This is a genomic window from Thermaerobacter subterraneus DSM 13965 (assembly GCF_000183545.2).
GTDB classification, from domain to species: domain Bacteria; phylum Bacillota; class Sulfobacillia; order Thermaerobacterales; family Thermaerobacteraceae; genus Thermaerobacter; species Thermaerobacter subterraneus.
In genome coordinates, this window is the sequence record NZ_JH976535.1 from 110,076 (window position 1) to 132,038 (window position 21,963).

The window sequence follows — 21,963 nt, forward strand, 5'->3', positions numbered from 1 at the left end:
AGTTCCGCCGGCCCACCGGGTCACCCGATGGTGTCGAGGAACCGCACCTTGCGGGCGTGCTGCTCGATGAACTCCCGCCGCGGCTCGACGCGGCTTCCCATCAGGATGGAGAAGATCTGGTCCGCCGCCATGGCGTCTTCCAGGGTGACCTGGAGCAGGGTCCGGGTTTCCGGGTTCATGGTGGTCTCCCAGAGCTGCTCGGCGTTCATCTCGCCGAGGCCCTTGAACCGCTGGGCGGGCATGCGCTTACCGACCTGGCGGAAGAAGGCCTCCAACTGGTCGTCGTCGTAGAAGTAGTGTTCTTCCTTGCCTTGCCGTACCAGGTACAGGGGCGGCTGGGCGATGTAGACGTAGCCGGCCTCGATCAGCGGCCGCATGTACCGGAAGAAGAAGGTCAGAAGCAGCGTCCGGATGTGGGCACCGTCCACGTCGGCATCGGTCATCAGGATGATCTTGTGGTACCGGGCCCGGTGGATGTCGAACTCGTCGCCGATGCCCGTGCCGATGGCGGTGATCAGAGCCCGGATCTCGTCGTGGGCCAGGATCTTGTCCAGCCGCGCCTTTTCCACGTTGAGGATCTTGCCCCGCAGCGGCAACACCGCCTGGAAGCGCCGGTCCCGCCCTTGCTTGGCCGAGCCGCCGGCCGAGTCGCCCTCGACGATGAACAGCTCGGCCATGGCCGGATCGCGAACCGTGCAGTCGGTCAGCTTGCCCGGCAGGGCGGTGACCTCCAGGGCCGACTTGCGCCGCGTCAGTTCCCGGGCCTTGCGGGCCGCCTCCCGAGCCCGCATGGCGGTGATGGCCTTCTCCACCACCCGCCGCGCCACCTGGGGGTTTTCTTCAAAGTAGGTGGCCAGGGCTTCGCCGGTGACGGAATCGACCACGCCCCGGACCTCAGAGTTGCCCAGCTTGGTCTTGGTCTGGCCCTCGAACTGGGGCTCAGGAAGCTTCACGCTGAGGACGGCCGTCAGGCCCTCGCGGATGTCGTCGCCGGCGAGATTCTCGTCCCCGTTCTTCAGCAGGTTCGCCTTGCGGGCGTAGTCGTTGACCACCCGCGTCAGGGCCATCTTGAAGCCCGCCTCGTGGGTGCCGCCCTCGTGGGTGTGGATGGTGTTGGCAAAGGAGTACAGGGTCTCCACATAAGAGGTGGTCCATTGCAGGGCCATCTCCACCTCGACGCCGTCGCGTTCCGCCTTGTAGCTGATGGGCTCGGGGTGCAGGGCCTCCTTGGTCCGGTTGAGCAGCGCCACGAAGGACCGCAGCCCGCCCATGAACTGGAACAGGTTGCGCTCCCCCGTGCGCTCGTCCCGCAGCTCGATGTACAGGCCGGAGTTGAGCAGGGCGATCTCCCGCAGCCGGCCCACCACCACGTCGTACTTGAACTCCGTTTCCTCGAAGATCTCGGGGTCGGGCTTGAACCGGACGTAGGTGCCGGTGTCGTCCGCGGCGGTGGTGCCCACCACCTCCAGGCCCGTCTCCGGCTGGCCCCGCCGGTAGCGCTGGCGGTGGATCCGGCCCTCGCGGCGAACCTCGACCTCCAGCCACTCCGACAAGGCGTTGACCACCGACACGCCCACCCCATGGAGGCCGCCTGAAACCTTATAGGCTTGCCCGTCGAACTTGCCGCCGGCGTGAAGCATGGTCAGGACGACTTCCACCGTGGGCTTGCCCACCTTGGGGTGGATGCCCACGGGGATGCCGCCGCCGTTGTCGCGCACGCTGCAGCTGCCGTCGGCGTGGAGGGTCACGGTGATGGCCGTGCACCGGCCCGCCAGGGCTTCGTCCACGGCATTGTCCACCACTTCCCAGATCAGGTGGTGGAGCCCCCGCGGTCCCGTGGAGCCGATGTACATGCCCGGCCGCCGCCGGACGGCTTCCAAGCCCTCCAGGACCTGAATCTGGCTCTCGTCGTAACCCGTGCGCGCCACGCCGAAGCCTCCTTGCTGGGTGACGATGTCGCCGGCGAAACGGGCCGCCGGCGCGGTCCAACGGGCGGTAGACACGGCGTTGATTATACCATGAATAGTTTGGCACTCCGGCGACGGCCGGCGGGGTCCGCAGCCGTGCCGGGGCGGCGGCCGGCCGCAGGCGACCGGCCGGGTTGGAGCGCCGCCCGGCCGGCCTGCCCGGTGCCCTGGAGGGCGATCCGGTTCGATCGCCCGCTGCCTCCCGCCGCCGGCGGCCGGCGGCACCACCCCTCACCGGGCCGGGGCCGTCCCCTCGGTCAGCAGCACGTTGCCGCGCCGCCGCAAGGTGAGCACCGAGATCGGCGAGAGGAAGATCCCGCGGTCGGCCACCACAATGGAGCGGGGCTGCCCGCCGGAAAGGTCGGTGACCCGCTTTTCGAGCTGCTGCAGGGCCACCAGGTCGCGCACCGCCTGCGAGTGGCGCAGGAGCTCCGCGTCCAGGATGGCCACGATCTCCCGACAGGGCAGGATCGCATCCGACCCGATGTGGAGGAACACGGCCAACCCCCGCTTCCAGGGTACCGCACGTACCCGTTTCTTACGTTCCCTCACCCGGCCCCTCGCCCACCGCGCCGGGCCGCCGCGGGCGGCTGCCGGGCCGCGACCGGGCCGGACGACCCTGGCCGGGAGGAACGACCGGCCCCGCCCGGCCCCCATCCGGGCCGCCGGGCTGACGGCCCAGCGGCCGGCGGTTCCCTCCGGCCGGGCCGGTACGGGCCCCGGGAAGGCTGCCGCTGAAGCAGGCTTCCCAGAGGGGAGCCAGCCTCACCCCCAGCGCTGCCAGCGCCTCTTCCGCCGTGAGGGCGCCCGGTTCGCGCCCCGTACGAAGGAGAACGTAGCGCAGCAGCAGCGAGCGGGTCTCCGGCGGCGGTGGCTCGCCGCGGCGGAGCCCGGCCGCCAGCACCCGCAACCGGGCCCGCCAGCGATCCTGGAGGGCGGCCCGTTCCTCCCGGTAGAGGCGGGCCACCACCTCCGGCCCTACCCCCAGCGCCTGGGCTACCTGGGGGCAGGTGAGCCAGGGATCCCGCTCCAGGAGAGCCCGCACCTGCTGCCGCAGCCGCTCCTCCCGGGCCGCCCGGCAGGCCGGGCAAAGGCCGGCCCCGGCCGTACCGCCGGCCTCCGGTCCCGGGGGGAATAGGCTACCGCAGGATCCGCAGGGCCGCCACCCCCGCTCCAAAGCCCACCTTCGCCGCCAGCGGGCGGCCCCCAGCCAGCGCGTGGCGGCTTCCTGCAGCGCCGGATCGGCGGGCCAAGGCAGGCGGTTGTCCGTCCCGCCCGGTTCCCCGGCGAGCTCCCGGCCGGAGGGCGCGGCCGGTACCCTGCCGTCCCCCGGCGATGCGCAGCCACCGGGAAGCACCCGGGAAACCGCCGCAGAAGGGGCACCAGAAGGCGCCTCCCGGCGCGGGCCCCGCGGCCCGGCGGTGAAGCGGATGTCCCGGATCACGGGGACACCGGCGGCGGCGTTCAGGTCCGCCACGATCTTTCCCTTCAGGAAGGACAGCTCCTGGGCCCAGCCGGGGTGCTGAACGGCCACCCACAGCACGTCACCGGTGAGCCTGTAGGGCCGGGCCCGGGCGGCGATCACCGGCCCCACCACCCGGGCCCATTCCTGCAGGATCCGAAAGCGCCGGGCCCGGGTGGCCAGGCCCAGGCGCGTCAAAAGTCCTTCCAGCACGGGACCCAGCGCCTGGGCCGGTCCCCCTGACCGCCCCTCCGTGGCCTCCCTGCCTGTTCGCCCGGCCATGGCGCCGGCGTCCCTGTTGGCGGGCTGGCGTCTCATCCCGGCCATCCCGGCTCCGCTTCCCCTTCCGGCCCCAGCGGCAGCGGGATGACCCGAGGCCTCGTGCCCTCGGGCCATTCCGGCGGCTCGGTGGCCGTCAGGATCACCTGGGGCAAGTCGCAGACGGCCTCAAGCAGGTACCGCCGGCGCTTTCCATCCAGCTCCGACAGCACATCGTCCAGGAGCAGCACCGGCCAACGGCCCAGCCGCCGGTGGATGAGCTCGACCTGTGCCAGGGTCAGGGCCAGGGCCAGAGCCCGCTGCTGCCCCTGGGAGGCGAAGGCGCGGGCGTCCTGGCCATCCAGGAAGAGGGCGAAGTCGTCCCGCTGGGGTCCCCAAAGGGTCGTCCCCCGGGCAACCTCTTCCCGGTGGAAGGCGGCCAGCCCTTCCGGCGAGGAAACGGCGCCGCCCTCCACCCGTCCATCGGGCTCGGCGGCCAGGTAATCCAGCTCCAGCACACCGGCCCCCGCCGCACCGCCCGCTGCTACCCGGCCCGCCGCTGCTGCGGCCAGCGGGGCCAGCTCGTCCAGAAGCCGCCGCCGGCGCTGGCGGATGGCCTGGCCGTGGCGGTAGAGGGGCTCGTCCCAGATGGCCAGCAGGGAGCCGGCGGCGCGGCCCGCACGGATCTCCCGCAGCAGCTGGTTGCGCTGGGCCAGCACCCGCTGGTAGTCATGCAGCAACTGGGTGTATCCCGGCACCAGCTGGCCGAGCAGGTCGTCGAGGAAGCCTCTCCGCGCCGCGGGCCCCGCCTTGACCAGGGCCAGGCTCTCCGGCGCGAAGTACACGATGGGCAGCGCGCCCTGGAGATCCGCCAGCCGCTGGCGCTTGCGCCCGTCCAGGCGCAGGGCCTTGCCGTGCTGGCGGTGAAGGGCCATCTCCACCACCCGGCGCCCCGCCACCGGGTCGTCCCACTCCACCCGCACGTAGGCCAGCGGCGCCCCGTGCCGGATCAGGTCCGTGTCCCGGGTGGTCCGCGGCGAGCGGCCGGTGGCGGCGAAGTGGATCGCCTCCAGCAGGTTGGTCTTCCCGATGCCGTTGGGACCGGCCAGGAGGGTCAGGCCGGAATCCAGTTCCAGGGTGGCCTGTTCGTAACTGCGAAACTGCCGCAGCACCACCCTCCGGATGACCACAGCCTTCCCTCCCTGGCCCGTGCCCGGACCGGGTACCGGTGGCAGCCGGTTCCACCCCGGCCGCGGGCGGTCGGCTGGCGGGCGCTTCCTGCCCCCGGCCGCCGCCGGCTGCGGGCGGTCAGCTGATCTTGACCGGCAGCACGATGTAGAAGAAGTCGTCGCTCGCTACGCCCCGCAGCCGGCTGGCCTTGAGCGGGTCGGTCAGCTCGAACAGGACCTCGTCGCTGTCGATGGCCTTGAGCCCGTCGACCAGGTACCGGGCGTTGAACCCGATGGTCATGCCCTCCCCGTCCACCTGGGCGGGAACCTCCTCCCGGGCCTCGCCCAGCTCCGGATCGCTGGCCGTGACGACCAGTCGCCCGGGTTCCACGGTCAGGCGGATCAGCCAGCGCGCCGCCTGGCGCGTATCCGACAGCAAGGCGGCCCGCTCGCACGCTTCCTGGAAGGCCCGGGTCGGCACCTGCACCCGGGTGGGGTACTGGGACGGCACCAGGTCGAGGACCCGCGGGTACGTCCCTTCCAGGAGCCGCGAGATCAGCCGGACCTCTCCCAGCTGGAATCCCGCCTGGGTGTCGTCGAGGATCAGCCGGCCGATCCCCTCGTCGGGCAGCAGCCTCGCCACCTCGGCCAGACTCCGGCCGGGGATCACCGCGTCCACGGGCTGGCCCTCCACGGGCCGCTCCAGGGTGACGCGGGACGCGGCGATGCGGAACCCGTCGGTGGCCAGCGCCTCCAGGCGGTCGCCCTCCACCCGGAAGCTCACCCCGGTCAGGATGGGCCGCGACTCGTCGGTGGAAACGGCCATGGTGGTGCGCCGCAGCACGTGGCGCATCACCGCGTTGTCGAACAGGACCGTGCTGCCCGCCCCGACCCGGGGCAGGGCCGGAAAGGCCGCGGGATCCATGCCGTGGAGGGTGAAGCGGGAGCGGTGCTGCAGCAAGCGGGCCCGGTGGCCGGGATCGACCTCCAGCTGGACCTCCCCGGGAGGAAGCCGGCGAACCAGCTCCGCCAGGTGGCGGCCGGGCAGGATGACGGACCCTTCTTCCTGGACCCGGGCAGGCGCCAGGGCCTCCACCGTCATCTCCAGGTCGGTGGCCACCAGGCGCAGTTGCTCGGGCTCGGCCACCAGGAGGATCCCGGAGAGGGCCGCCAGGGTGGTCCGCGTGGCCACAGCCCGGCTGGCCACTTGCAGCGCCGCGTGCAGGTCGCTCTGGTCGATGGTCAGGCGCAAGGTGGCCTTCCTCCTCAAAGAATGTAATCGGTCTCCTCGCCGTAGTTGTAGTAGGGCCTGTGGGCACTGTGGAAAAGCCCGCCGGACCCTGGTGTCGAACGGTGTCGTGACGGGGGACAACCTGTCGATAACCCGTCGCCTCTGTCCACACTTTCCCCGGCCGTGCCGGGGATCCTGCGATGGCTCTCCACCTTGTCCCCAGGAGGCGGCGCCTTGTCCACGGCCTTTCCACAGGAACGCCACAGGGAGCCACAGCCCGCGGGCCCGTTGCGGCCGGGGCGGCCGGGCGGAGCTCAGCCCTTGCGGATCAGCTCCATCAGTTCCTTGACCTGGCGGCCCAGCTGGGGATCGTTGCGCACATCCTGGCTGATCTTCTCGTACGCGTGGAGCACCGTGGTGTGGTCGCGGCCGCCGAACTCCTCCCCGATCCGGGGCAGGGACGCCTCGGTCAGCTCCCGGCAGAGGTACATGGCGACCTGCCGCGGGAAGGCGATGGCCCGGGTGCGGCGCCGGGCCTTGAGGTCCCGCACCTTGACCCCGTAGTACTCGGCCACCACCTCCTGGATCCGAGCGATGGTGACCTTGTTGGCCCGCGGCGGGGGCAAGATGTCTTTCAGGACCTCCGCCGCCAGATCCAGGTCGATCTCGTGGTTGGTCAGCGAGGCGAAGGCCACCAGGCGGATCAGGGCGCCTTCCAGCTCCCGGATGTTGGTGTCGATGCGCTCCGCGATGAAGGCGATGACGTCGTCGGGCACCCGCAGCTTCTCCAGCTGGGCCTTCTTGCGCAGGATGGCGACCCGCGTCTCGAAGTCGGGCGGCTGGATGTCCGAGATCAGCCCCCACTCGAAACGGGAGCGCAGCCGTTCCTCCAGGGTGGGGATCTCCTTGGGCGGCCGGTCGCTGGAGATGACGATCTGGCGGTTGGCCTCGTGCAGGGCGTTGAAGGTATGGAAGAACTCCTCCTGGGTGCTTTCCTTCCCCGCCAGGAACTGGATGTCGTCGACCAGCAGCACGTCCACGTTCCGGTAGCGGTTGCGGAACTCCAGGGTCTTGCCGTCGCGGATGGCGTTGATCATCTCGTTGGTGAAGGTCTCGCAGGACACATAGGCCACGCGGCTGCCATGCTTGCGCAGCACGTGGTGGGCGACGGCTTGCATCAGATGGGTCTTGCCCAGCCCCACCCCGCCGTAGATGAACAGGGGGTTGTAGGTACGCGCGGGCGCCTCCGCCACGGCCAGGGCCGCGGCGTGGGCCAGCCGGTTGCCCGAGCCGGTGACGAAGGTCTCGAAGGTGTACTTGGGGTTGAGCGGCTGGGACAGCGTCCGCCAGGAGGAGCCGGCGTCGGCGGCCGGTCCCGCCGGTGTGCCCGGTGCCAGGGCGGCTTCGCTCGTGGCCGCCACCTGGCCGGCTGCCGGGGCCGGCTGCGGTTCGACCACCACCTCCAGGCGAACGTCGTGACCCAACACCCGCCGCAGGGAGTCCACGATGGCGGTGGAGCAGCGCTCCAGCACCCAGTCCCGGGCAAACTGGTTGGGGACCGCCAGCACCAGGCGGCCGTCCTCCAGGGATAGGGGTCGCGTGTTGCGCAACCAGGCCTCGTAGCTCGGCCGGGTCAGCTGGCGCTCGATCAGCTGCAGCGCCTCGGCCCATACCTCGGCCAGCTCGCCCTTTACCACGGTACGGTCCTCCTAACGGGTGGGTCCGGATTGTGGATAAGTTGGGGACGGCGTGGTGGGCAGTCTTGAGCCGTCGCGGAGCCGCCGTACCCGACCCGCCCGGTGGCGTGCCCACCGCTTGTCCACGGCTCATCCACAACCTATCCACAGAGCCCCTAACGCAAAAAGACCCTTCCACCACCCGTGCGGGTGGTGGAAGGTCGAAGTTTGTCGGCCCCCTGTACGACAGCGAGGGATGGGTCGGTTTAGTTCCCCCTTGGCCGGCCTCTCTCCTGCCGGCGAGGGGAGTCGAACCGGGCCGGGCGCTGTCGGCGGCGCATCCGCCGCGCCGATCTATCAACAGTCTATCCACAGGGTGTGAATAAGAAAGGACGTCACGGCGCCCGGCCGGCGGCCGCCCCGGCGGGCTTCCACCCCGGCAGGGCGGCGGCATGACGGATGCCTGGATGGAGGGCCGGCGCCAAGATGATAGCAGAGGCCCGGGAACTTCCACAATCGGGAACGGATGAGCTGCCGGCCGCAGAGACGAAGCCCGGCGGGACGAAGCGGGGGCCGCCGCCCGGCGGCGGCCCTGAAGGCGGGCCGGTGGTTCCCGGGCGGGCGGGGGTACTGTGGGCCGAGACGCCCGGTCGCGCGTGTCAACTCAGCTAAAAATGTTACCCAACGGGTCCTGATCACTCACGTAAGAATGTCACCGAACGCCTCAATCGGCGGACATGGCCGTTTCCGGGGGATGCTGCAGGCCCGCGATGAGCTCATCCAACTCCCGATGGAGTTGCAGCGGGTTGAGGGACTGCCGTAGGGCCAGCCAGCGCGCCCGTTCCTCGGGCGAGAGCACGTCGCGCTCGAGGATGCGATCCAGCGGGGGCCGGGCGGCGTCGTAGGATTTGCGCACCCGGGCGCCGTCCCGGACCTTGTTCTTGAGCTTCCGGGTTGGGAGGAACAGGTTGGCGTAGAGGTCCAAGCGGGCGTAGAGCCGGTTGAGCTGTTCGACTTGCTCGGGGCGGTCGTAGCGGGCGTAGCCGACGATCTCCCGGACCAGCTGGCGGTTGCGCTGCTCGACGTGGGCGTTGTCGTTCTTGCGATAGGGGCGGCTGCGGGTGAACGTCAGGTGGTGTACCTTGGCGTACCGCTGCAGGTGATGGTTGACGAACTCGGCACCGTTGTCGGTGTGCAGGCCCCAGACGGGATAGGGCCATTGGGCGATCAGGTCCTGGATGGCTTCGTGGACGGCGCGCTGGCTTCGGCCGAGCAAGGCGCGGCGGCGGCTCCAGCCCGTCACGATGTCGACCATGCTGAGGGTGTACGCGTACTGGCCGGCGGTCGAGCCGCCGTTGTGTTCAACCAGATCGACCTCCAAGGCCCCGGGGCGGGCTTCGTCCCAGTCGTAGGTGGCCATGGGGATCTGGCTTTGCAGCAGCCCCGGTCGCGGACGAGGAAGCCGGCGGCGCGGCTTGGGCGAGGGCATCGCAGCGAGGCGGCGGGCCAGGGTGGCCCGGCTGATCTTCCGGAGGGCCTCGCGCACGGCGTCTGTGAGGACGACTTCCCCGTGGGCGGCCAGGTGCTCGGCCATGGGCAAGAGCACCGGGTGAAGCCGTTCGGCGCAAGGGTAGTCCAGTGCTTCCCAGATCCGTGCGATGACCGGCAAGGCCTCGAGGTAGCGCAGGGCCCGCTTGCGACGGCGCTTGGCCGGGGCCGGCGGCGTGGCCTGTCGGAGGACCCGGATCGTGTACTTGCGGTGGTAACCACAGACTTGCTGGACTTCGTTCAGGATCTCGGTGCGTTCCCGGCGGGTTCGGGCCGCCCAGTACCGTTCTCGCATGGTGGCGAGATACTCGCGGCGGCTGGCGAGTGACATCGGCACAGCACGTCCCTTCGGTAAGATTTCTCCGTGAGTGATCCGGGACCCCTTCGGTTACATTTTGGCTGAGTGATTGCGTCGCGTTGACACTGTCCGGGAGGCGCCGCTATAATGGGCATGCTTTTGAGCCGCCGGAACGGGCTAGCCGTCTGGTTTCCGGCGGCTTTTGCACCGGCCCGCAGGTTTGGAAAGCGGGGTGGAGTGGGATGAAGCGAACCTTCCAGCCCAACCGCCGGCGCCGTCACCGTACCCACGGCTTTCTGGTGCGCATGCGCACCCGCGGCGGGCGCAAGGTCCTGGCTCGCCGGCGGCGCAAGGGTCGCCACCGCCTGGCGGTGTGAGGCGAGGGGCGCGTGAGCCTGCCACGGCCCTGGCGCCTGCAACGCGGTGACGCCTTTCGCCAGGTCCGGCGGCAGGGCCGGTCCTGGAGCAACCGCTGGGTGGTCCTTTTTGCTTGGCGACCGGGCGGGGCCGGCGGCGATGACCCGAGCCGGGCAGGTTTCACCGTCGGCCGCCGGCTGGGCAAGGCCGTCCGGCGAAACCGGGTACGGCGCCTTCTGGCCGAGGCCTACCGCCAGCTGGCCCCCCGGGTGGAGGGGGGCTGGTGGCTGGTGTTCGTGGCCCGCGATGCGGCGGCGGGAATGGATTTTGGGACCGCGCGGCGTGCCGTGGAAGACGTCCTGCGCAAGGCGCGGATTCTGAGGCCCCCTCTGGCAGGGGGCCTTCGCGATGCCCGGGAAGACGATGGCCGGGACGGGCGGGCGGGGGAAGGGTGACGCATGTGCTGACGCGGGTCGCCCTGGCGTTCCTGCGATTTTACCGGCGGTGGATCTCGCCCCTCAAGCCGCCTGCCTGCCGGTACACTCCGACGTGCTCCGCGTATGCCATGGAGGCCGTGGAGCGCTACGGCGTCCTGCGGGGAGGCTGGCTTGTGGTGCGCCGCGTGCTGCGCTGCCATCCCTGGGCGCCGGGCGGTTATGACCCCGTTCCGCAGCTTGCGCCCCTGAGGTTGGTGACGGGCCGTGGCGGGGATCGCGGCGCGGCATCCAAGGATCTGGGCGGCGACTCCGGGTGACGACGCGGGGCAGGCGCAAGGCGGGTCGACCGGGGCAAGGATTCAGGATACCCGTGGTCGAATTGGCAAAAGATTGTGAAACGACGGCGGCCCGGGGATGCCCCGGCGAGGGGTTGTTCTCCGCGGCCGGCTCAGGGATGGCAGAAGGAGGCGCCCCGGCTTGAGCCAGTTGTGGCAGTGGTTCGTCGACCTGATCGAGGCGGGGTTGGAGCTGAGCCGGTCCGCCACCGGCAGCGCCGGCCTGTCCATCATCCTGTTCACCGTGCTGGTCCGCCTCGTGCTTTTACCCCTCACCTTCTCCCAAACGCGGTCCATGCAGCGCATGCAGGCGCTGCAGCCCGAAGTGGAACGTATCCAAAAAAAGTACAAGAACAACCCCCAGAAGGCCAACGAGGCCATCATGCAGTTGTGGCGGGAGAACAACGTCAACCCCGCCGCGGGGTGCCTGCCGCTTCTTATCCAGTTTCCCATCCTTTACGCGCTGTTCATCGCCTTCCGCGACTTCAGCATCGGCTCGTTTCTCTGGATTCCCGACCTGGGCAAGCCAGACCCGTGGTTTGTTCTTCCCGTCCTGGCGGGTGTGACCACGTACTTTCAGATGAAGACCTCGATGACCACCGTCCAGCCGCAGCAGCGGACCATGCTGGTGTTGATGCCCGCGATGCTGACCTTCTTTGCCTGGAGCTTTCCCGCGGGCCTTGCACTCTACTGGGTGACCAGCAACATCTTCTCCATCGTCCAGCAGGTTCTGATGAACCGGCGGCCGGCGCCGGCACCGGCCGGAAAGGGGAAGGCGGGGCATGAGCGCGGCGTTTCGTGAGGTTCTGGGTGCCGGGCCCTGGATCGAAACCCGCGGCCGCACGGTGGAAGAAGCCCTGGAGGCGGCGGCGCGCCGTCTGGGCGTGGGCCGCGAGGCGCTGGAGGCGCGGGTGGTGGCGGAACCGTCGCGGGGGTTCCTGGGGCTGGTGGGACAGCGGGATGCGGTGGTCCAGGCCCGGGTTCGTCCGACCAAGGCGCGGTTCGCGGCGGCCTTTCTGGAGGAGCTGGCCCGGGCAGCCGGGCTGGCGGTGCAGGTGGCGGTGGAGGAAGGGCCCGACCGGATCCTGGCTCGGATGGAGGGCGGGCCGGAGCTGGGGGCCCTGATCGGGCGGCGGGGCGTGGCCCTGGAAGCCCTGCAGTACCTGCTCAACGTGGCAGCGGCGCGGGTGAGCGAGGAGCAACGGCGGGTCGTGCTGGACGTGGCGGGATACCGGGAGCGGCGCCGGCAGTCCCTGGAGCGGCTGGCGCTGCGGATGGCGGAGCGGGCGCGGCGGACCCGCCGTCCGGTCACCCTGGAGCCGATGCCGGCGGCGGAGCGGAGGGTGGTTCACCTGGCGCTGCAGAACCACCCGGAGGTGCGAACCGAAAGCACCGGAACGGAACCCTACCGCCGGGTGGTGATCGTGCCGCGCAGGCCGGGTCGGGGTGGCGTCAGCACGGGAACCGGCCGGCCCTGAGGCCGGCCGGCCGTTTTTTTGCATCCGCCGGCTTGCATCCGCCGGCCGGGTCGCGGGGGTTCGGGGCGGAGGTGGAGCGGTGGACGGCGCGCGCTGGCAGGACGAACTGGCGCGCTTGGGGGCGGCCTTTGGGGTACGGCTCTCCGGGGATGCCTTGGTCGCCATGTGGCGCCACTGGCAGCTGGTTCGCGAGGCCACGGGCCGCTTTAACCTCACCGCCGTCCGGGAGGATGCGGAGGCGCTGGTGCGGCACTACGTGGATTCGCTGGTGCTGCTCGGGATCGCCGGTCCCTGGGCGGCGGAGGGTTTGCTCGTGGACCTGGGGAGTGGAGCAGGGTTTCCGGGGATTCCGCTGCTGGTGGCCCTGGGGCCGGGCTGGCGGGGGCTGCTGCTGGAATCCCAGGGGAAGAAGGCTGCTTTCCTTCGGGAGGCGGTGACCGTGCTGGGTCTGGACGGGCGGGTCATTGTGGAGCCGGTGCGGGCCGAGGAAGCGGGCCGCAGGGATTCCTGGAGGGAGCAGGCCGACCTGGTGGTGGCGCGGGCTGTGGCTCCCCTCAACGTCCTGGCGGAATACGGGCTGCCGCTCTTGCGGGTCGGGGGGCGGCTGTGGGCGTACAAGGGCCCGCGCGTCGCCGAAGAGTGGGAAGCGGGAAGGCGGGCGGCGACCGTGCTGGGCGGCCGTCTGGTTGGAGCGCGGGAAGTGGAGCTTCCGGGGGGTGCGGGGCGGCGGGTGCTGGTCGAGGTGGTGAAGGAGGAGCCCACCCCAGCCGGCTACCCACGGCGCCCGGGACTGCCGGCCCGCCGCCCCCTCGGAGCGTAGGGAAGGCGACTCCACCGCGGCGGCCCAGGCCAGCAGCGGCGGCCGGTGATAGGGGGCGGTGCTGTCCGGGTGAGGCGCTGCCGTCGTGACGCCGGCCGGAATTCGCCGGACCTGTACGGGCTGCGCCAGGCGGGAGGCAGGGCGGGGCGGGCCGGCGAGGACCGGCGGCGGCGTGCGTGGGCGCGCCGGCGGGGACGCCGGAAGGAGGAGCAGGTCCCGCGAAGGGCCCGCAGCAAGGCCCCTGGACCGTGGTGGGTCGCGCAACAGGGGGTGTGGGCAGCCGGCCGGGGCCCCATGGTCTGGGGAGGGCCGGTTGCCGGGGTGCCGGGGGCGGCGGGCGGCTGCCTTTGCGGGAGGGAGAAGCCCTCGGGACCGTCAGGAGAGGGTCGGGGCGGGCCGGTGGCCGGGGCAGCGGGTAGGTGGGCTGACGTCCGGGGTTGGAGGAGGTCGGCAATGCGGGCAGGGCAGTGGCTGGCATGGATGGGCGGCAACCGGGAAGATGGCCGCAGCAGGCCCGCGGCGGCGGCAGGTGACGGGCCGCCCGGCGGGACGGTCCGGCGGATCCGGCTTGCGGACATCCGGCCCAATCCCTTTCAGCCCAGGGTGGAGTTCGATGAGGGGTCGCTGGCGGAACTGGCCGAATCCATTCGCCGCGTCGGCTTGCTGCAGCCGCTGCTGGTTCGGCCGGTCCCAGGTGGCGGCTACGAGCTGGTGGCGGGCGAACGGCGGTGGCGCGCGGCGCGGCTGGCAGGCCTGGACGAGGTACCTGCACTGGTGCGCCCCATGGGAGACCAGGATGCGGCAGTACTGGCGCTGGTCGAGAACCTGCAGCGGGAGGATCTGGGCTTCTTTGAAGAAGCGGCGGCCTACCAGGATCTACTGCAGCGGTTCGGCTTGACGCAGGAACAGCTGGCCGCCATGCTGGGGCGGCAGCAGTCGACGGTCGCCAACAAGCTGCGCTTGCTCCGCCTGCCCGTCGGCCTGAGGCAGCGGATCGTGGCGGCGGGGATGAGCGAGCGGCACGCCCGGGCTCTTTTGCGCCTGCCCACCCCGGAGGAGCAGGAACGGCTGCTGGAGCTGGCCATCGCCGGGCAGTGGAGCGTGCGGCAGCTGGAGGAGGAAGTGCAACGGGCGCTGGCGGCCGGAAGGGCTGAACCGCCGGTGCGGCGGCGGAAGCGGCGGCTGCAGGGGCTGCGGGCGATCAAGGACGTCCGGATCCTTTTGAATACCGTGCGGGCCGGGGTGGAGACGCTGCGGCGGGCCGGTCTGGCCGCCGAGGTGGAGCAGTCCGAGCAGGCCGAGTGGATCGAGGTGCGGATTCGTATTCCGAAGGCGGCCCCCGTCCGCGGTGGCCCGGGAGGGGCAGGCAGGTCAGGAGCCGCAGCGGGTTCGGGTGGGGCGAGCGGAGCGCCGGGGCGGGAGCCCTAGCAGGCGCGGCCGCCCGGGGCGGAGGCCGGTGGCCGCCCGCCGCGGGGCGGGTTCATCCCGGGTCCTAACGGGGCAGGGTCCGGGCCACGGCGCGGCAGGAACCCGGTGTGTTCCACGTGGAACATTAGGATGCCCCGCCGCTGCATGAGAGGCCAGCGACGGCCGCGACCCGGAGGCTTGCCGGGGCCCGTCACCCGCAGGGGCCCCGAGTCCCCGGCCGGGAGGAGGCAACTCACCCCGTGGGACGGGTTATCGCCATTGCGAACCAGAAGGGTGGAGTCGGCAAGACGACCACCACCGTCAACCTGGGGGCGTGCCTGGCGGCCCTAGGCCGGCGGGTGCTGGTGGTCGACATCGATCCCCAGGCCAACACCACCAGCGGCTTTGGCCTGGACAAGGGGCGGGTTGGGCGGAGCATCTACGATGTATTGATCGACGACCGCGGCCTGCGGGAAGTGGTCCGCTCGACGGCCATCCCCGGCCTGTTCCTCGTCCCCGCCAACATCGAGCTGGCGGGAGCGGAGCTGGAGCTGGTGGGGATGATTGGTCGCGAAACCCGCTTGCGCCGGGCGCTGGAGGGGGTGAAGGACGGGTATGACTTCATCCTCATCGACTGTCCCCCGTCCCTGGGGCTCCTCACGCTGAACGCCATGGCTGCGGCCGACGGCCTGCTGGTCCCCATCCAGTGCGAGTACTACGCGCTGGAGGGCCTGAGCCAGCTGCTCAACACCCTGCGGGCGGTGCAGGCCCATCTCAACCCCGGCCTGGTGCTGGATGGTGTGGTGCTGACCATGTTCGACGCCCGGACCAACCTCTCCATCCAGGTGGTGGAGGAGGTCAAGCGGTTCTTCCGGGACAAGGTCTTCCGGACCATCATCCCCCGCAACGTCCGCCTGTCGGAGGCCCCCAGCCATGGCCAGCCGGTCATCCTCTACGATGCCCGGTCCCGGGGGGCCGAGGTGTACATGGAACTGGCCAAGGAAGTGGTGGACTATGTCGAGGAACAAGCGCGGGCTGGCTAGAGGGATCGATGTCAAGGGCCTCGATGCCCTTTTGCCGGGGGTTCGTCCGGAGGCTGCGGCGGCCGGCCAGCAGGTGGAGCAGGTTCCGGTCGACCGTATCCGACCCAACCCCTACCAGCCGCGCCGCCAGTTCGACCCCGACGCCCTGGCGGAGCTGGTGGAATCGGTGAGGCAACACGGCATCGTCCAGCCCCTGTTGCTGCGCCCCGAGGGCGACGGCTACCGGCTGGTGGCCGGCGAGCGCCGCTGGCGGGCCGCCCAGGCGGCGGGCCTGGAAACGGTCCCCGCGGTGGTGCGGGAGTTCTCCGACGTTGAAATGATGGAGATCGCCCTGGTGGAGAACCTCCAGCGGGAGGACCTCAATCCCATCGAAGAGGCCCAGGGCTACCGGATGCTGTGCGAGGAACTGGGGCTCACCCAGGAGCAGGTGAGCCAGCGGGTGGGCAAGAGCCGTTCCCATATCGCCAACCTGATGCGCCTTCTTTCCCTTCCGGACGACCTGCGGCGGCTGGTGGCCGAGGGCAAGCTTAGCACGGGCCACGCCAAGGTGCTGCTCAGCGTGCCCTCGCCGGTCGAAATGCGCCGGCTGGCCGCGGAGGTCCTCTCGGAGGGGTTGACGGTCCGGCAGCTGGAGCAGCGGGTGGCGGGCGGGGGCAAGGCCCCCCGGCGCCGTCCGGGCGCCAGCCGGCAGCCTGCGCCGGAACCGGAAGTGCAGGACCTGATCGACCGCCTGCAGCGGGCCCTGAACACCCGGGTGGCCCTGCGGGGGCGCGGCCCGCGGGGCCAGATCGTCATCGAGTACTACAGCTGGGACGACCTGGAGCGCATCCTGGCCCGGCTGGAATCGCCGGCCGCGGCGTCGTTCTAAGTCCCTCGGAAACGGCAGGGAGACAGGGATGCAGGACTTTCTCGCTTCGTTTTCATGGCATGACCTCGCCCAATCGTTCCGGCAGTTGCTGGCCGCCATCGCGGCCCGCCCCGGCGGGATGGCGGCCGCCTCCCTGGTGATCGCCCTGATCGCGACCTGGCGGGCCGGCGCCGCCCACCGCCGCCTGCGTACCCTGGAGCGCTGGTTGCGCGCCCCGGGACGGGACGGCGTGGCGGCCACCCGCCAGCCCGACGAACCCAGCCTGGGGGACGTGCTGGCCCGGCTGCACCGCCTGGAGGTGGCCCAGGACGATACCGGCCGGCGGGTGATGGCGATGGCGGACGAACTGGCCCGCTGCGTGCGCCACGTGGCGGTGGTGCGGTTCAATGCCTTCCCCAACACCGGAGGCGAGCAGAGCTTCGCCCTGGCCCTTCTCGACGCCCACGGCAACGGCGCCGTCATCACCACCCTGGCGGGCCGGGAGGAAACGCGGACGTATGCCAAGCCCATCGCCGGCGGCAGTTCCCCCTATCTGCTCAGCGAGGAGGAGCGGGAGGCCATCCGGCGGGCTCTGGCGGGGGAGCCGCCGGCACCGGCGGTGGGCACTCCTGCGCCGGGCCGGGCGGGGCCGCGTTCGACCCGCTAGGGCAGGAAGGGCCTCCCAGGCCGGCTCCCGCGGACCGGAGCGCGGGGAACCCGTGCGGCCTCGGCAGGGCGCTGGGAGCAGCCTATCGCGGGGGCTGTGGAGCGGGCGGCCTGGGCCGCACCGTCGCGAGAGGAGTCGATGCGCTTGTCCGGGATCGTGGCCATCGTCAATCCCGTGGCGGGACGGGGGCGGGCCGGCCGGACCTGGCCGGCCTTCGAGGCCGCCCTGCGGCGGCGGGGTGTCTCCCCGGAGGTCTGGTATACCGCGGCGCCCGGAGATGCCCGGGAGATGGCCCGCCGGGCCCGAGAGCGGCACGTGGAGCTGCTGCTGGTCACGGGCGGCGACGGCACCGTCCATGAAGCCGTGAACGGGCTGGGGCCGGGAGGCCCCGCCCTGGTCGTGGTGCCCCTGGGAACGGGGAATGACCTGGCGCGCGGTCTCCAGATCAGCCCCACGCCGGAGGGCATCGCGGATGTGGTGACCCGGGGGCACGTGCGCCGGCTGGACCTGGGCCATCTCGAGACGGCCGAGGGCGGGCGCTACTTCGTCAACGTCAGCGGCGCCGGGTTGGACGCCGAGGTCGCCCGCCGGGTGTACGAAGAGGGCGGTCCCGGACGGGGTGCCCTCCCCTATGTCCTCTCCATGCTGCGCACCCTGCGCCGCTACCGCAACGTCCTGATGGAGATCCACGTGGACGGCCGGGTCCACCGCCACGTGTCCCTGATGACGGTGGTCGGCAACTCGCCCTATTACGGAGGGGGCATGCACATCCTGCCGGGTGCGACCCCCGACGACGCCCAGTTTGACATCCTCCTCATCGGGGACCTGGGGAAGCTTGAGACGCTGATGGTCTTTCCGAAGGTTTTCCGCGGCACCCACGTGCGGCACCGTCTGGTCACCTGCCTCCGCGGGGCCACGGTGGAGATCCGCAGCCGCGAGCAGGTGGCCGTACACGCCGACGGGGAGCCTGCAGGCTACCTCCCGGTGCGTTACCGCAATCACCCCGGCGGCATGGCGGTGGTGGTGCCGGCCGGCGCGGCACGGCATGCGGCGGCAGCCTCCCGGCCGCCCGGCGAACCTGCGCCCGCCCATTCCCCCAAGGCCCATTCCGAATAGAGGCGGCTCCGCCGCCGGCCCTGGCGGGGGACGGTGCCCCCGCCGGCGGCGACCGGCGCTGCAGCGGGCGACGGCCGGACGGAGGCCGACCTAACCCTGGGCGCTGCTGCTCCCGGCTGTGGCTTCTGCCGGGTCCCCGGCCGTCGTCCCAGGCCGCTGGGAAGCCGCCACCAGGCTGAGGGTCAGCGGCAAGGGGGCGGCCGAACCGGCGCGGCCCGGGAGCGGTTCGCCTGCCGGGTGCCGCCCCTCTGCCGCACCGCCGGCGCCCGCGCCGGAGCCCCGCGGATCGCCCGGTTCCCCGCCGGCCGGAACGGTGCCGCCGGGTGCGGGGGCGATCCACCCGGCGCCGGCCGGCACCCGCCGTGCGGTGGAGGGCGCCCCGGGGACCTCCTCGCCGCCGGGCCGGAGGTCACGGGTCGCCCTCAGGGCCACGGCTACCCCGCCGGGGGCCCGCGCCGGGCCCGGCCGCGCAAAGTGCAGGCGGGCGGCCAGGGCGATGCCCGCGGCGATGGCTTCGGCCATGCGCAGGACCAGTCCCAGCCTGGTGTTCTGCAGGACGAAGTACTCCATGAACCCCCCTACGTTGACGGTGCCCGTGACGAACAGGTGACCCACCGCCGGCAGCGACTTGTTGACGCCCGCCCCCGGCTGCAGGGCGCCCCGCCCCGCACTGATGCTGCCCACGTTCTCGCTGCGCCCGAGGCAGGCGTCCACCGCCAGCACGGTGGTGCCGGCCTCCAGGGCGGCCAGCCGGGCGATGGCCTGGTCCAGGTTGCCGGCGTGGACCGGTTCGTCCAGGGTTCCCAGCAACACCACCTCCTGCCGGGCGGCCTCTCCGCTGCGGGCGAGCAGGGTGCCCACCAGGGGCCCGAGGGCATCGCCCGTGGAACGGTCCGTGCCGATGCAGACCACGGCCAGGCGGCGGCTGCCCCGCTGTTCCAGCCAGGCGGCCAGGGTCTCGCCCAGCAATTGCCATCCGCGGGGATCCTCTGCCCGGACCCGAAGTTCCGCCCGGAACGGAGGCAGGGCCGGGCCCTCCTGGGCTTGTGGGGCGTCACGTCGCGGCACGCCGGCTCCCTCCCGCCAGAACCGGTATCCCTGGCCGGGCCAGGGCAGAAGCCCGAACTGCCGGGGGACACCGCTGAAGTATATGGCCGGCGCGCGGCAGGGTATTCAGCGGCGCACAAAAGGGGGCACGTGGTGGCCGTAGCACCTGCAACGGGAGCCAGGGCGGGGAGCGGTGGGGGAGCGCGGCGGGGGCTCGGACCGTCGGCCAGGCCGGGGCGCCAGCACAGTCCGCAGCCCGAACCGGTTCCGATTCCCAAGACCTTGGACGAAATCCATCGCATCTCCCAGTTCCGCATGCGAATAGCTCACCCAGATTGCAGGAGTTGTCCAGTTTTCGTTGAATCTTCGGACTTAAACTTCATGCAGGGGGGATTGTCGGGTGGGTGCAAGGTCCAAGCGCTGGCGGCGCCGGGCGGTCCTGGCCGGTCTGATGGCGGCATCGCTCCTGCTGGCGGCCTGCGGCGGGGGCGGCGGCGCGCCCAGCTCCGGGGGAGAGGGCGGGGGAGGCGGCGGCGACGGTGGCGGAACGATCAACATCGGCCTCCTCATGCCGCTGACGGGGCAAATCAGCCAGTTCGGTGAGCAGACCCGCAACGGGGCCCTGCTGGCCATCAAGCAGAAGGGCAACAAGGTGGGGAACTACACCATCAACCCCATCGTGGAGGACGACAAGAACAACGAGACCGAAGCGGTGGCGCGGGTACAGAAGCTGGTCACCGAGGACCAGGTGGTGGCCGTCATCGGGTCGGTCTCGTCGCGCATCTCCATCCCGGTGTCCGAGGTGCTGGAGCAGCAGGGCGTGGTGATGATCTCGCCCACCTCCACGGCGGACTCCCTGACGCCGGGGAAGAAGTGGATCTTCCGAGCCTGCTTCTATGACTCGTTCCAGGGCCAGGTCATGGCCAAGTTCGCCCGCGAGGAGCTGAACGCCCAGACGGCGGCCATCCTCTACGACATGGCGAACCCCTACAGCGAGGGCCTGTACAAGTCCTTCGAGGCGGCCTTCCAGGAGATGGGCGGCCAGGTGGTCAAGGTGGACTCCTACCGCACCGGTGACCAGGACTTCCGCGCCCAGTTGACCAGCATCGCCCAGGCCGGTCCGGACGTGCTCTTCCTGCCCGACTATTATGATCCGGTGGGCGTCATCGCCCAGCAGGCCCGCGAGGTGGGTGTGAAGGCGACCCTGCTGGGGGCTGACGGCTGGGACGACAGCAAGCTCTACGAGCTGGGCGGCGAGGCCATCCTGGACGGGTACTTCTCCAACCACTACTCCATCGAGCAGGAGAATCCCGAATCGAAGGCCTTCGTCGAAGCCTTCCGCCAGGAGTACGGTGAAGACCCCAGCGCCCTGGCGGCTCTGGGCTACGATGCCGCCAACCTGCTGCTGGATGCCATCCAGCGGGTGATCGACGGCGGCGGCGATCCCACCGACCCGGCGCAGATCCGCGACGCGCTGGAGCAGACCCAGGGCTTCAAGGGCGTGACGGGCACCATCTCCTTCGACGAAAACCACAACCCCATCAAGGACGCGGTGGTTTTGCAGACCACTTCCGAGGGGCACAAGTACGTGACCACCGTCTCGCCCCAGTGACACACCGGGGCAGGCCGGCGGCGGCCCGCACCCTGGGCGGAGGCTGAGAGCCCTCCCGGCCCCCACGGGCGCCACCGGCCGGCAAGCATGACCGCACACGAGGGGGGCGGCGCCGCCCGGGTCCGGGCGGCGCCAAGCTTCCCGGCGGTCGGGAGGGTCGGCAACGGTGCAGACGACAGCCCAGACGACGGTGCAGAAGGTGGCCGAGGGCGCCAGGGTACGCCGGTGGGGCGTGTTGACCCTGATCGTCCTACTGGTCGTCGCCTACGTGGGCATCTACGGCCTGCAACAGCTGATCAACGGGCTGCAGCTGGGCGCGATCTACGCCCTCATCGCCGTGGGCTATACCATGGTCTACGGCGTCGTCAAGATGATCAACTTCGCCCACGGCGACGTGTACATGGTGGGCGCGTACGTGGCCTTTGCCGTGACGGCGGCGGCCGCTGCGGGTGACGTCACGCCGGGCCAGGCGCTGGTGCTGTTCGCGGTGGGCCTGGTGGCGGCCATGGCGGGCTGTGCGCTGCTGGGCGCCCTCATTGAACGCACCGCCTACCGGCCGTTACGGAACCAGCCCCGGCTGGCGGCGCTGACCACGGCCATCGGCGTCTCCCTGCTGCTGGAAAACCTGATGCAGATCATCGCCGGGCCCAACCCGCGCCCCTTTCCGGGGCTCATCCCCCTGCGCCAGGTCGACCTGGCCGGGATCGTCATCAACCTCCGCTTCGGTGTCGCCTTCCTCATCGCCCTGGTGATGATGGCCGGACTGCAGTATCTGGTCATGCGCACCCGGGTCGGCAAGGCCATGCGCGCCGTGGCCTACGACCTTGACGCGGCGCGGCTCATGGGCATCGATGTCAACCGCATCATCGCCGCCGTCTTCATGCTGGGATCGGCCCTGGCGGCCTGTGCCGGGGTGCTGGTCGGCGTGACCTATGCCCGGATCGACCCCTTCATGGGCATCATTCCCGGACTCAAAGCGTTCGTGGCGGCGGTGCTGGGGGGCATCGGCAGCATTCCCGGGGCCATGCTGGGCGGCCTGCTGATGGGTATGGCCGAGGTGGGGGTTGCGTCCGTCCGTTCGGAACTCACCGGCGCCGTGGCCTTCCTGGTCCTGATCATCGTGCTGCTCTTCAAGCCCACAGGTCTTTTGGGCGAGCGGGTCTACGACAAGGTCTAGCGCCGAAGGAG

Annotated in this window: 21 protein-coding genes; 13 read left to right on the forward strand and 8 right to left on the reverse strand. The window is 71.1% G+C overall.

Annotation, left to right across the window (positions count from 1 at the left end):
- Positions 1 to 20: 20 nt before the first annotated feature.
- The 7 genes from gyrB to THESUDRAFT_RS00560 form a co-directional block, all read right to left on the reverse strand.
- Entirely contained in the window at positions 21 to 1,928 is a 1,908-nt protein-coding gene (gyrB, locus tag THESUDRAFT_RS00530) for a DNA topoisomerase (ATP-hydrolyzing) subunit B (protein ID WP_006902741.1), read from the reverse strand.
- Positions 1,929 to 2,198: 270 nt separating this feature from the next.
- Entirely contained in the window at positions 2,199 to 2,465 is a 267-nt protein-coding gene (gene remB / locus THESUDRAFT_RS13645; RefSeq protein WP_006902742.1) for an extracellular matrix regulator RemB, read from the reverse strand.
- Positions 2,466 to 2,505: 40 nt separating this feature from the next.
- Positions 2,506 to 3,756, reverse strand: coding sequence for a DciA family protein (locus THESUDRAFT_RS14815; protein ID WP_006902743.1), 1,251 nt, complete (start codon positions 3,754 to 3,756; stop codon positions 2,506 to 2,508).
- The gene (gene recF / locus THESUDRAFT_RS00545; protein ID WP_006902744.1) at positions 3,744 to 4,877 is read right to left on the reverse strand and encodes a DNA replication/repair protein RecF; all 1,134 of its coding nucleotides are present in this window, start codon (positions 4,875 to 4,877) and stop codon (positions 3,744 to 3,746) included. Before recF ends, THESUDRAFT_RS14815 begins: the two co-directional genes overlap by 13 nt.
- A 118-nt stretch (positions 4,878 to 4,995) precedes the next feature.
- A complete protein-coding gene (gene dnaN, locus THESUDRAFT_RS00550; RefSeq protein WP_006902745.1) occupies positions 4,996 to 6,108 on the reverse strand; it encodes a DNA polymerase III subunit beta in 1,113 nt (370 codons plus the stop codon).
- Positions 6,109 to 6,401: 293 nt separating this feature from the next.
- Positions 6,402 to 7,784, reverse strand: coding sequence for a chromosomal replication initiator protein DnaA (gene dnaA, locus THESUDRAFT_RS00555; protein ID WP_006902747.1), 1,383 nt, complete (start codon positions 7,782 to 7,784; stop codon positions 6,402 to 6,404).
- Between the two features lie 703 nt (positions 7,785 to 8,487).
- Entirely contained in the window at positions 8,488 to 9,642 is a 1,155-nt protein-coding gene (locus tag THESUDRAFT_RS00560) for a DDE-type integrase/transposase/recombinase (RefSeq protein WP_006902748.1), read from the reverse strand.
- 209 nt (positions 9,643 to 9,851) lie between these two features.
- Here THESUDRAFT_RS00560 and rpmH point away from each other — a divergent pair, with 209 nt between their 5' ends.
- From rpmH to THESUDRAFT_RS00615, 11 genes are all read left to right on the forward strand, one after another.
- Positions 9,852 to 9,986, forward strand: coding sequence for a 50S ribosomal protein L34 (gene rpmH / locus THESUDRAFT_RS00565; protein WP_006902750.1), 135 nt, complete (start codon positions 9,852 to 9,854; stop codon positions 9,984 to 9,986).
- 12 nt (positions 9,987 to 9,998) lie between these two features.
- Complete coding sequence (gene rnpA / locus THESUDRAFT_RS00570; RefSeq protein WP_006902752.1) at positions 9,999 to 10,421, forward strand: ribonuclease P protein component; 423 nt, start codon at positions 9,999 to 10,001, stop codon at positions 10,419 to 10,421.
- Positions 10,418 to 10,720: a membrane protein insertion efficiency factor YidD gene (gene yidD, locus THESUDRAFT_RS00575; RefSeq protein WP_006902753.1), complete on the forward strand. Its 303-nt coding sequence runs from the start codon at positions 10,418 to 10,420 to the stop codon at positions 10,718 to 10,720. Before rnpA ends, yidD begins: the two co-directional genes overlap by 4 nt.
- Positions 10,721 to 10,880: 160 nt before the next feature.
- Positions 10,881 to 11,540 carry a YidC/Oxa1 family membrane protein insertase gene (locus tag THESUDRAFT_RS00580; RefSeq protein ID WP_006902754.1) on the forward strand — a complete coding sequence of 220 codons (660 nt, stop codon included), beginning with the start codon at positions 10,881 to 10,883 and terminating at the stop codon, positions 11,538 to 11,540.
- On the forward strand, positions 11,521 to 12,216 hold the full coding sequence (gene jag, locus THESUDRAFT_RS00585) for an RNA-binding cell elongation regulator Jag/EloR (protein WP_006902755.1): 696 nt from the start codon (positions 11,521 to 11,523) through the stop codon (positions 12,214 to 12,216). Before THESUDRAFT_RS00580 ends, jag begins: the two co-directional genes overlap by 20 nt.
- Before the next feature lie 79 nt (positions 12,217 to 12,295).
- Complete coding sequence (gene rsmG / locus THESUDRAFT_RS00590; protein WP_006902756.1) at positions 12,296 to 13,036, forward strand: 16S rRNA (guanine(527)-N(7))-methyltransferase RsmG; 741 nt, start codon at positions 12,296 to 12,298, stop codon at positions 13,034 to 13,036.
- A 453-nt stretch (positions 13,037 to 13,489) separates the two neighbouring features.
- Positions 13,490 to 14,464, forward strand: coding sequence for a ParB/RepB/Spo0J family partition protein (locus THESUDRAFT_RS00595; protein WP_006902757.1), 975 nt, complete (start codon positions 13,490 to 13,492; stop codon positions 14,462 to 14,464).
- A 239-nt stretch (positions 14,465 to 14,703) separates the two neighbouring features.
- Positions 14,704 to 15,486 carry a ParA family protein gene (locus tag THESUDRAFT_RS00600; RefSeq protein WP_006902758.1) on the forward strand — a complete coding sequence of 261 codons (783 nt, stop codon included), beginning with the start codon at positions 14,704 to 14,706 and terminating at the stop codon, positions 15,484 to 15,486.
- A complete protein-coding gene (locus THESUDRAFT_RS00605; RefSeq protein WP_006902759.1) occupies positions 15,458 to 16,354 on the forward strand; it encodes a ParB/RepB/Spo0J family partition protein in 897 nt (298 codons plus the stop codon). The genes THESUDRAFT_RS00600 and THESUDRAFT_RS00605 overlap by 29 nt, the downstream gene beginning before the upstream one ends.
- Positions 16,355 to 16,382: 28 nt before the next feature.
- The gene (locus THESUDRAFT_RS00610; RefSeq protein ID WP_006902760.1) at positions 16,383 to 17,000 is read left to right on the forward strand and encodes a DUF4446 family protein; all 618 of its coding nucleotides are present in this window, start codon (positions 16,383 to 16,385) and stop codon (positions 16,998 to 17,000) included.
- Between the two features lie 138 nt (positions 17,001 to 17,138).
- On the forward strand, positions 17,139 to 18,116 hold the full coding sequence (locus THESUDRAFT_RS00615) for a diacylglycerol/lipid kinase family protein (RefSeq protein ID WP_156821666.1): 978 nt from the start codon (positions 17,139 to 17,141) through the stop codon (positions 18,114 to 18,116).
- A 90-nt stretch (positions 18,117 to 18,206) separates the two neighbouring features.
- Here the strand turns inward: THESUDRAFT_RS00615 and yyaC are convergent, their stop codons facing one another.
- A complete protein-coding gene (gene yyaC, locus THESUDRAFT_RS14015; protein ID WP_006902762.1) occupies positions 18,207 to 19,184 on the reverse strand; it encodes a spore protease YyaC in 978 nt (325 codons plus the stop codon).
- 379 nt (positions 19,185 to 19,563) lie between these two features.
- Here yyaC and THESUDRAFT_RS00625 point away from each other — a divergent pair, with 379 nt between their 5' ends.
- Together THESUDRAFT_RS00625 and THESUDRAFT_RS00630 are read left to right on the forward strand one after the other, a co-directional pair.
- Entirely contained in the window at positions 19,564 to 20,775 is a 1,212-nt protein-coding gene (locus THESUDRAFT_RS00625; protein WP_006902763.1) for an ABC transporter substrate-binding protein, read from the forward strand.
- 274 nt (positions 20,776 to 21,049) lie between these two features.
- Positions 21,050 to 21,952 carry a branched-chain amino acid ABC transporter permease gene (locus tag THESUDRAFT_RS00630; protein ID WP_156821798.1) on the forward strand — a complete coding sequence of 301 codons (903 nt, stop codon included), beginning with the start codon at positions 21,050 to 21,052 and terminating at the stop codon, positions 21,950 to 21,952.
- Positions 21,953 to 21,963: the final 11 nt, after the last annotated feature.